Source organism: Microbacterium enclense (assembly GCF_004022425.1).
Classification (GTDB): Bacteria; Actinomycetota; Actinomycetes; order Actinomycetales; family Microbacteriaceae; genus Microbacterium; species Microbacterium enclense_A.
On record NZ_RBZY01000083.1, the window covers coordinates 1 to 8,557 of the forward strand.

At 69.0% G+C, this 8,557-nt stretch carries 9 protein-coding genes, 4 tRNA genes and 1 pseudogene; 9 read left to right on the forward strand and 5 right to left on the reverse strand.

What is annotated here, in order from left to right; all coding sequences use genetic code 11:
- Positions 1-190: 190 nt before the first annotated feature.
- Positions 191-263, reverse strand: a tRNA-Val gene (locus tag D8Y23_RS15290).
- 150 nt (positions 264-413) lie between these two features.
- On the opposite strand from D8Y23_RS15290, the gene D8Y23_RS15295 reads away from it, so the two are divergent.
- The 3 genes from D8Y23_RS15295 (at position 414) to D8Y23_RS15305 (ending at position 721) form a co-directional block, all read left to right on the forward strand.
- Positions 414-486, forward strand: a tRNA-Gly gene (locus D8Y23_RS15295).
- Positions 487-549: 63 nt separating this feature from the next.
- A tRNA-Cys gene (locus D8Y23_RS15300) sits at positions 550-620 on the forward strand.
- A gap of 26 nt (positions 621-646) precedes the next feature.
- Positions 647-721, forward strand: a tRNA-Val gene (locus D8Y23_RS15305).
- A gap of 112 nt (positions 722-833) precedes the next feature.
- On the opposite strand, the gene D8Y23_RS15310 is transcribed toward D8Y23_RS15305, so the two are convergent.
- Entirely contained in the window at positions 834-1,196 is a 363-nt protein-coding gene (locus tag D8Y23_RS15310) for a hypothetical protein (RefSeq protein ID WP_128218933.1), read from the reverse strand.
- A gap of 159 nt (positions 1,197-1,355) precedes the next feature.
- Here D8Y23_RS15310 and D8Y23_RS15315 point away from each other — a divergent pair, with 159 nt between their 5' ends.
- The 3 genes from D8Y23_RS15315 to D8Y23_RS15325 all read left to right on the forward strand — a co-directional run bounded on the left by D8Y23_RS15315 (position 1,356) and on the right by D8Y23_RS15325 (position 2,772).
- Positions 1,356-1,769, forward strand: a complete 414-nt coding sequence (locus D8Y23_RS15315) for a PPOX class F420-dependent oxidoreductase (RefSeq protein ID WP_128218934.1) — start codon at positions 1,356-1,358, stop codon at positions 1,767-1,769.
- Between the two features lie 187 nt (positions 1,770-1,956).
- A complete protein-coding gene (locus D8Y23_RS15320) occupies positions 1,957-2,340 on the forward strand; it encodes an ATP-dependent DNA ligase (RefSeq protein WP_128218935.1) in 384 nt (127 codons plus the stop codon).
- A gap of 39 nt (positions 2,341-2,379) precedes the next feature.
- Complete coding sequence (locus D8Y23_RS15325; protein ID WP_128218936.1) at positions 2,380-2,772, forward strand: TIGR03618 family F420-dependent PPOX class oxidoreductase; 393 nt, start codon at positions 2,380-2,382, stop codon at positions 2,770-2,772.
- 3 nt (positions 2,773-2,775) lie between these two features.
- On the opposite strand, the gene D8Y23_RS15330 is transcribed toward D8Y23_RS15325, so the two are convergent.
- On the reverse strand, positions 2,776-3,924 hold the full coding sequence (locus tag D8Y23_RS15330; RefSeq protein ID WP_128218937.1) for an SLC13 family permease: 1,149 nt from the start codon (positions 3,922-3,924) through the stop codon (positions 2,776-2,778).
- A 9-nt stretch (positions 3,925-3,933) separates the two neighbouring features.
- Here D8Y23_RS15330 and thrS point away from each other — a divergent pair, with 9 nt between their 5' ends.
- The 3 genes from thrS to D8Y23_RS15345 are packed head-to-tail and all read left to right on the forward strand — an operon-like array spanning position 3,934 to position 7,248.
- Positions 3,934-6,015, forward strand: coding sequence for a threonine--tRNA ligase (gene thrS, locus D8Y23_RS15335; RefSeq protein ID WP_164878272.1), 2,082 nt, complete (start codon positions 3,934-3,936; stop codon positions 6,013-6,015).
- Complete coding sequence (locus D8Y23_RS15340) at positions 6,012-6,581, forward strand: HIT family protein (protein WP_205797300.1); 570 nt, start codon at positions 6,012-6,014, stop codon at positions 6,579-6,581. The genes thrS and D8Y23_RS15340 overlap by 4 nt, the downstream gene beginning before the upstream one ends.
- 55 nt (positions 6,582-6,636) lie before the next feature.
- Entirely contained in the window at positions 6,637-7,248 is a 612-nt protein-coding gene (locus tag D8Y23_RS15345; protein WP_128218939.1) for a hypothetical protein, read from the forward strand.
- Positions 7,249-7,274: 26 nt separating this feature from the next.
- Here the strand turns inward: D8Y23_RS15345 and pdxY are convergent, their stop codons facing one another.
- The gene (gene pdxY / locus D8Y23_RS15350; protein ID WP_128218940.1) at positions 7,275-8,126 is read right to left on the reverse strand and encodes a pyridoxal kinase PdxY; all 852 of its coding nucleotides are present in this window, start codon (positions 8,124-8,126) and stop codon (positions 7,275-7,277) included.
- Positions 8,123-8,557 (reverse strand): annotated as a pseudogene (locus D8Y23_RS15355) (transcriptional regulator PtsJ); the annotation flags it as partial. The gene pdxY and the pseudogene D8Y23_RS15355, both read right to left, overlap by 4 nt.

Genomic DNA, 8,557 nt, shown 5'->3' on the forward strand with positions numbered 1-8,557 from the left:
GCGCTGGTCGCCGTAGCCGGCGTCCTCACGCTCGCGTCACGGCTCCCCGTGTTCGTCCGCAGCTGAGGCCGCCGGAGGTGTCGCGGCGAGGTGCGCCGAGATCCCGTTCCGGCCGACGCCGGCAGTGAAGGGGTACGAGAGCACGCTATGGAAGCGGGAAAGCCTCTGGCGCAGCCAGAAGCCTGTGTTGTGGGCGATGCCGGACTCGAACCGACGACCTCTTCCGTGTGAAGGAAGCGCGCTACCAACTGCGCCAATCGCCCATGCCCCGAACGGGACTCGACTACCTTACCCGATACGCACGCGCGCGACGGACCATGACCGTGGACACGCGCGGGTCGTGCGTGGTTTTGCGCGCGCGCGGGAATCGGGTAATGTCTTACGAGTGCTCGGGGCAAGTCCCGGGAACAAATGCGGATGTAGCGCAGTTGGTAGCGCACAACCTTGCCAAGGTTGGGGTCGCGAGTTCGAGTCTCGTCATCCGCTCGAGTGTGAAGATCATCGTCGTTTCTCGACGGGAGATCACGACACGTGGGTCGAACCACACACGGTGGCGTGGCCGAGCGGCTAGGCACCGGCCTGCAAAGCCGTTTACACGGGTTCGAATCCCGTCGCCACCTCGCCTACAACTGAACAGCCTGTACAGGCGCGATTGGCGCAGCGGTAGCGCGCTTCCCTGACACGGAAGAGGTCACTGGTTCGATCCCAGTATCGCGCACCACCCGAAACCCCCGGCTTGCCGGGGGTTTTCGCTTTCCACCTCGCCCCCGGCCCCGGTCCGGGCATTCTCGCCTTCGAGTCGACGTGCGCATGGTGGGGTCCGGGAGCGTTCCCTACGAACGCCCCTCGCTGGAGCGCGGGCGCACGCGCTGCGTCGACGGGCGCAACGGAGGCGTCGTTTCGACAGAGACTTTCGTATCCGCGGGCTCGTCGATGCGGTCGCGGAGCCTCGCGGACTGCTCGTCAGCAGGCGGGACCGGCAGGCGCGTGTGAGCGGATGTGCCCGACCCCGCGCGTCGGAGATACCAGGACAGCGGCAGCTCACGCGTGCCAAACCATCCACGGCGTGAGCGGACGATGGTGAAGCCCTCGTCGCGGAGCTTGACGGCCGTGGCATCCGTCATGGCGGTCGGGGCGATGCGCACCCACCCCCGGCGGTAGTCGTAGGCGTGGGTGGCGACATGGTGGCGAGACATGCGAACCTCCTCCTCTCGAAGCCTGGCATGACTCACTGGGAACGCCGATGCACGATCTGTTCCAGTCGTGTGAACAATGACCGAAGCGGCCGAGCACGCGGCCCACGCGGAGCGCGCAACCCCGCCGGACGCCAGGCCGCCGCTCGATAGCGTGAGGGGATGACCGTCCCCGACACCCTCTGGCGCGAGATCGCGTCCGCCGAGTTCGTCTCCCTCGCCACCTTCCGCCGTAACGGCGCCGAGGTGGCGACGCCGGTGTGGATCGCACGCGACGGCGACGAGCTCGTCGTGACCACCGAGCGCAACACGGGCAAGGTGAAGCGCCTGCGCCGCGACGACCGCGTCGCCCTTCGGCCGTGTACGCGCATGGGGAAGGTCGAACCGGATGCCATCACCGTGCAGGCCCGCGCGCGGGTCGCCGGACCCAGCACCGACGATCGCCGGGCAGACGCAGCGCTCCGCCGGAAGTACGGGTGGCAGTTCCGCGCCATCCTGGGTTTCGAGGCGTTCGTTCGGCGCCTGCAGCGGCGGCCCGACGATCGCGTCATCCTCCGCATCTCCCGCGCCGACTGACCCCGCTCGCGCACCGCGCGGACTGCGCATCGCGGCCATACCGGCAAAGGACATCCGACGCAAGTGGGTTGGCGTTCCAGGAGAGGTTGCGAGAGGTTGCAATCCAAGAGCGACGGCATCCCCCTTCCGCGTTCGTCATTTCTCGCCAGGAATGCGCGGGTTCCGAGCTGCCGACCCGGAGGTTTCCATGGGCAAGTTCATCTACGACGGCAACATCAAGGTCGACTTCGAGGACCGTCTGCTCGCGCACCTGCAAGCGGTGATCATGGCGAAAGTGCGACGCGGAGAGAGCTTCCCCTTCACGTGGAAGGACGACATCAGCATCGGCGGGGGACGCACGACCGTGTACATTCACCCGAACGTGTCGATGGTGTTCAAGTACCACGGCAGCCGGAATCCTCAGCTCAGCAGCTCGTGGCTGCACGCGCTCACCTACAACGCGAACTCGGGGCGCGGCCTGTACGTCATCCCCGAACCCGACGACTCCGCGCATCACGAGTCGGCGCCGCGTGAGCAGATGGTGTTCCGCGAGGTACCCAACGCTCAGGTGCCGATGGCGGCGCACTCCTGACCGGGGAATGACGACAACCGTCCGCGAGTTGTCGCCCGCATGAGCGATTGGACGACCGCGAAGCCCTATTTCGATACCCCTGCCGTGGCCCATCTGGCGACCCTCATGCGCGACGGGTCGCCGCACACCGTGCCGGTGTGGGTCGGCGTCGAGGGAGATCGCCTCGCGATCTTCACCGAATCGGGCGGTCTCAAGGACCGCAACCTCTCCCGTGATCCGCGGGTCGCGATCTCGGTGACCGCTGTCGACGACCCCTATTCGATGGCGTTCGTCCGCGGGGAGGCTGTCCAACGCATCGACGGCGGCGACGCCCTGCCGTACATCGACCGCATCTCCACGGTGTACACGGGGGAACCGTACGAGCTCCGCGAAGGCTTCGCCGTCTGGCTCATCGAACCGCGCAAGGCGTGGGGCCGCGCCTACGAGAGCTGACGCTCAGAGCGCGAGCGGAAGCACCGCCAGCACGAGGATCAGGGGCGCGATGACGGCACCGAGCAGGATGAACCGGCTCCACCTCACCTCGATCCCCGCGGCGACGAGCCGGTCGTGCCACAGCAGCGTCGCCAGCGACGCCCACGGCGTGATGATGGGGCCCGCATTCACACCGATCAGCAGCGCCGCCAGGCGAGTGGGAGATCCGGCGACCGACTCCATCGCGAGGTAGGCGGGCAGGTTGTTGATGCCGTTCGCCGCGAGAGCCCCCACCCCGGCGAGCTGCCACAGCGAGACCACGTCGTCGCCCGACCCGGCGAGCACCGAGGTCACCCGCCCGATCCCCAGCGCCTCGAGCGCTCCGACGGCGAGGAAGAGCCCGCCCGCGAACACCAGCAGCGACCACGGAATCAGCCGGATGCCGATCACTCGCGGCGCGCGCCACGCGAACACGACCACGAGCACGACGGCGGCCACGAGGGCCGGCATCCACGGATCCAGCCCGATCACGAGCAGGGGCAGGAGCGCCACGGTGACGACCGCGGACACGCGGAGCAGGACCGGGTCGGCGACGGTGGGTGCGCCGGCCTCCGGATACGTCCGCGGGAGTCTGCGAAGGAACACCGCCGTCAGCACCGCCACCGAAGCGGCGACCGCGATGAGGGCCGACGGGCCGAGCAGGGCGAGGAACGCGACCGGGTCGTGACCGCCGAGCGCGTCGGAGGCCAACAGATTGGTCAGGTTCGACACGGGCAGCACGAGCGAGGCGGTGTTGGCCAAGACCACCGTGACGAACGCGAACGGCAGCGGATCGAGCTTGCGCGCGACCGCCATCGCCACCACGACCGGTGTGAGCAGGACGGCCGTGGTGTCGAGCGACAGGAACGCCGTGGCCACCGTCGCCAGAGCGACCACCAGCACCCACAACCACACCGTCCGACCGCGCGCGAGCCGCGCGAGGCGCGCGGCGACGACGTCGAACAACCCCGCCCTGGATGCCAGTTCCGCCACGACCGTGACGGCGACGACGAACAGGAGGATGGGCCACACGCGGTCCGCGACGGCAAGGGCCTCGCCGGCGGGGAGGACACCGAAGGCGAGGGCGGCGAGGCCGAGCAGCCAGAGCACGCCGCCGATGAGGACCAGAGTCACCGCTCCACTATGCGGCACCGTGCGTGCCGTCCAGGTCACGCCCGGCGGGTAGCCTGGATCAGACCCATCCAGGAGACCGCCTTGACTGATGCCGCCCTGCCGTCGGAGCAGACCTACCCCGCCGACGGCTTCGCCCTCTTCCCCGACCGTTCGGTCATCGCCCTGCGCGTGAACGGCGAGCTGAAAGACCTCGCCACGACCGTCACGGCGAACGACGATGTCGAGCCGGTCACGATCGACAGCCCCGAGGGCCTGTCGATCCTGCGGCACTCGACCGCGCACGTGCTCGCTCAGGCCGTGCAGCGCGTGAAGCCCCAGGCGAACCTCGGCATCGGACCGCCCATCACTGACGGCTTCTACTACGACTTCCGGGTCGACGAGCCCTTCACCCCCGACGACCTCAAGGTCATCAAGAAGGAGATGGAGCGGATCGTCCGCGAGAATCAGCGGTTCGTCCGCCGGGTCGTCAGCGACGACGAGGCGCGTGCCGAGCTGGCGCACGAGCCGTTCAAGCTCGAGCTCGTCGGTCTGAAGGGCGGATCCAGCGAGGCCGCGGAGGGCGCGAGCGTCGAGGTCGGCGCCGGAGAACTGACGATCTACGACAACGTCGACCGCGACGGCGAGACCGTCTGGAAAGACCTGTGCCGCGGCCCGCACGTTCCCGGCACGCGCCTCATCGGCAACGGCTGGGACCTCACGCGCATCGCCGGCGCCTACTGGCGCGGCAGCGAGAAGAACCCGCAGCTGCAGCGCATCTACGGCACCGCCTGGGCGACGAAGGACGATCTCCGCGCCTACCAGCACCGCCTGGAGGAGGCCGCGAAGCGCGACCACCGCAAGCTCGGCAAAGAGCTCGACCTGTTCTCGTTCCCCGACGAGATCGGCTCCGGCCTGAGCGTCTGGCACCCGCGCGGCGGGATCATCCGCGGCGAGATGGAGCAGCACGCCCGCCGTCGTCACATCGAGGGCGGATACACCTACGTCTACACGCCCCACATCTCGAAGCAGGACCTCTTCCTCACCTCGAACCACCTCGTCACGTACAAGGACGGCATGTTCCCGCCCATCGTGATGGACGAGGAGCGCGACGCCGACGGACACGTGACCAAGCAGGGCCAGGACTACTACCTGAAGCCCATGAACTGCCCGATGCACATCCTGATCTACAAGGAGCGCGGCCGCAGCTACCGTGAGCTGCCCATGCGCCTGGCGGAGAACGGCACCGTGTACCGCAACGAGCTCTCGGGCGCGCTGCACGGCCTCACTCGCGTGCGCGGCTTCACCCAGGACGACTCGCACCTGTTCGTGACCCCCGAGCAGCTCGAGACCGAGGCGACGCGGGTGCTGGAGTTCGTCATCTCGATGCTGCGCGACTTCGGCCTCGACGACTTCGAACTCGAGCTCTCCATGCGCGACGACGAGAAGTCCAAGTGGATCGGCAGCGACGAGTTCTGGGAGTACTCCACGAATGCACTGCGCAACGTCGCGGTCGCCTCGGGCCTGAAGCTCACCGAGGTCCCGGGGGAGGCGGCCTTCTACGGGCCGAAGATCGACCTCAAGACCCGCGACGCGATCGGCCGCACCTGGCAGCTGTCGACCGTGCAGGTCGACCCGAACCTGCCGGAACGCTTCGAACTGGAGTACACCGATCGCGACGGGCAGAAGAAGCGCCCGATCATGATCCACCGCGCGCTGTTCGGTTCGATCGAGCGCTTCTTCGCCATCCTGCTGGAGCACTACGCCGGCGCGTTCCCGGTCTGGCTCTCCCCGGTGCAGGTCGTGGCCGTGCCCGTCGCCGAGGAGTACGGCGAGTACCTCGACGGCATCGTGGCCCACCTCCGTGCACAGGGCGTCCGCGCCGAGGTCGACCACAGCGACGACCGGATGCAGAAGAAGATCCGCACGCACACCACTCAGAAGGTGCCGCTGCAGCTCATCGCCGGTGAGCAGGACCGTGCCGGTGGCACCGTCTCGTTCCGCTTCCGCGACGGGACCCAGCTCAATGGCATCCCGGTTGACGAGGCGGTCGCGCGCATCACCGGCGCGATCGCCGCGCGCACGCTCGTCGACACCGCCGAGGACCTCGCGTGACGACCGATCAGGATGCCTCCGACGGCGGCGATGCGAGAATCATCGCCGCCGCGGAGCTCCCGGGGGTGCCGGACGAGTTCCAGCGCCTGTGGACCCCGCACCGGATGGCCTACATCCAGGCCGGGCGCGAACCGATGGAGCAGAACTGCCCGTTCTGCGCCGCCCCGGGGAAGACGGACGAGGACGGGCTCATCATCGCCCGCGGCACGAGCGCCTATGTGCTGCTGAACCTCTTCCCGTACAACTCCGGCCACCTGCTCGTCTGCCCCTACCGTCACATCGCGACGTACGACCAGGCAACCGACGAAGAGGTGGCCGAGATCGGCGCGCTGACCCAGCGCGGCATGCGGGTGCTGCGCGCCGTGTCGCGCTGCGACGGGTTCAACCTCGGGATGAACCAGGGTGCGATCGCCGGCGCCGGCGTGGACGCGCACCTGCACCAGCACATCGTTCCGCGGTGGGCGTCGGATGCCAACTTCTTCCCGATCATCGCCAAGACCAAGGCCCTCCCGCAGCTGCTCGGAGACGTGCGGCGCACCGTCGCCGAAGCGTGGGCGACCGCCTGACGGGCGCGGCGCAAGCCCCCACGAGTCCGACGGAGGGCGCCGGTACGGTGGGCTGATGAAGGCTCGCCTGCGTCCCCTCGTCCTCACCCTCATCGTGGCCACCGCGCTCGGCACCACGACGGGTTGCATCCGACTTCCGAGTCCGCTCGGGCCGGATGGAATGCAGGCGCCGCTCACGGCACCGGACGACTCGTCCGCCGCGCCGCTCGAGCCCACCGACGCCGCCGGCCCGGACGCCGGGACCTCATCGGAGGACCCGCTCGCCGAGCGGGATCGCTTCTTCGAGGAGCAGCAGCTCCCGCTCGACGGGACGCCGCTCGTGGCCGTCACCCCGGCGCAGAAGCAGTTCATCGCCGAGCAGAGGGCGTACGTGGAAGAACAGGGCTTCGAGTGGACCGCGGAGGAGGAGAGTCTGTCGCTCGCTCTCGTCGCCGATGCCTGCGAGACCGCGATCTTGAACAGCCACGCCGTGGATGCCGACATCCTCCGCGCGCACGTGGCGACATCGCCGCTCTTCGCCCAGCTCGTCGACCCGAGTCTTCAGGGCGAGCAACGCGCGGCTGCGGAAGACCCCATCGCGAACCTCATGGTCTACGGCACGACGTTCCTGTGCCCGCAGGACAGTGACGCCTGGATCGACGCCTACACCGAGGTCTACGACGGCTGACCCCTCGTGAGGAGCGACTGGCGCGGTCAGCGCACCTGGCGCACCGAGAACTGCATCCGCGGGTCGGCGTACGCCTCCTGCGACTCGATGAGGCGGAGTTCGCGCGATCCCGCGTCGTAGGTGTTCTGCAAGAGGTCGAACACGCTCGAGGCGGTGCGCGCGAGGGCGTCCGCCGCGTCGGCCGTCCGGCGGTAGTGCGCGGTGAAGAGCGCCGCGGTGACGTCGCCCGAGCCATTGGCCTTCATCGGGATGAGCGGTGTCTGCACGATCCACGCGCCCGCGTCGTCGACGACCATCATCTCGATGGTGTCGGGCTCACGGTCGGGCCGTTCGACGCTCGTGACGAGCACCGTGCGCGGGCCCCGGGCACGCGCCAGGTCGGCGGACTCCAGGGTGGACTCGATGCTGCCGGGATCCGTGCCGGTGAGGAAACCCAGCTCGAACTGGTTCGGCGTGATGATGTCCGCCACCGGGATCACGCGTTCGCGCAGCAGGTCGGGAATCGCCGGAGCGACGAAGCACCCCGACTTCGCGTTGCCCATGACCGGGTCGCACGCATAGACGGCATCCGGGTTCGCCTTCTTCACCCGAGCGACCGCGTCGATGATCACGTCGGCGATTCCCTCGCCGCCCTGGTAGCCCGAGAGGACCACGTCGATGTCGCCGAAGACCCCGCGCTCCTCGATCCCCGTGATGACGTCGGCGACGTCGGCGGGCGAGATGAGCGGTCCACGCCACGCGCCGTACCCGGTGTGGTTGGAGAAGTTCACCGTGTACACCGGCAGCACCTCGACGCCGATGCGCTGCAGCGGGAAGACGGCGGCGGAGTTTCCGACGTGACCGTAGGCGACGGCCGACTGGATCGAGAGCACCTTCATCCTTCGATCCTCCCACCTCGCGGGGAGGGCCGGAGCGCGGCCACGGCGCTCGCGAGGTCGTCGGCGAGGGAGACGATCTCGGCATCCTCGAGCTGGTGCACCGTCAGGCGCAGGTAGTCGCCGGCGGCGTCGGGGGAGAGGAAGAAGTGATCGCCGTCGCGGACGAGCCAGCCGCGGCGCATGAGGTCTTCGCGCACGCGCGCCGCGGGGGCGGGGAGCGGCACCCAGAGGTTCAGGCCGTCACCCACGGCGACGGGCAGCCCGCGGGCCGCCAGCGCGGCCGCGACGGCGTCGTTGCGAGCCGCGTAATGCTCCGCCGCTCGCTCGATTGCGGCGCGTACCTCGGGGTCCGTCACGAGCGCCAGCGTCAGCCGCTGCAGGATGTGGCTCACCCACGTCGTGCCGGGGGTGAGCCGCAGCGCGAGCCGCTC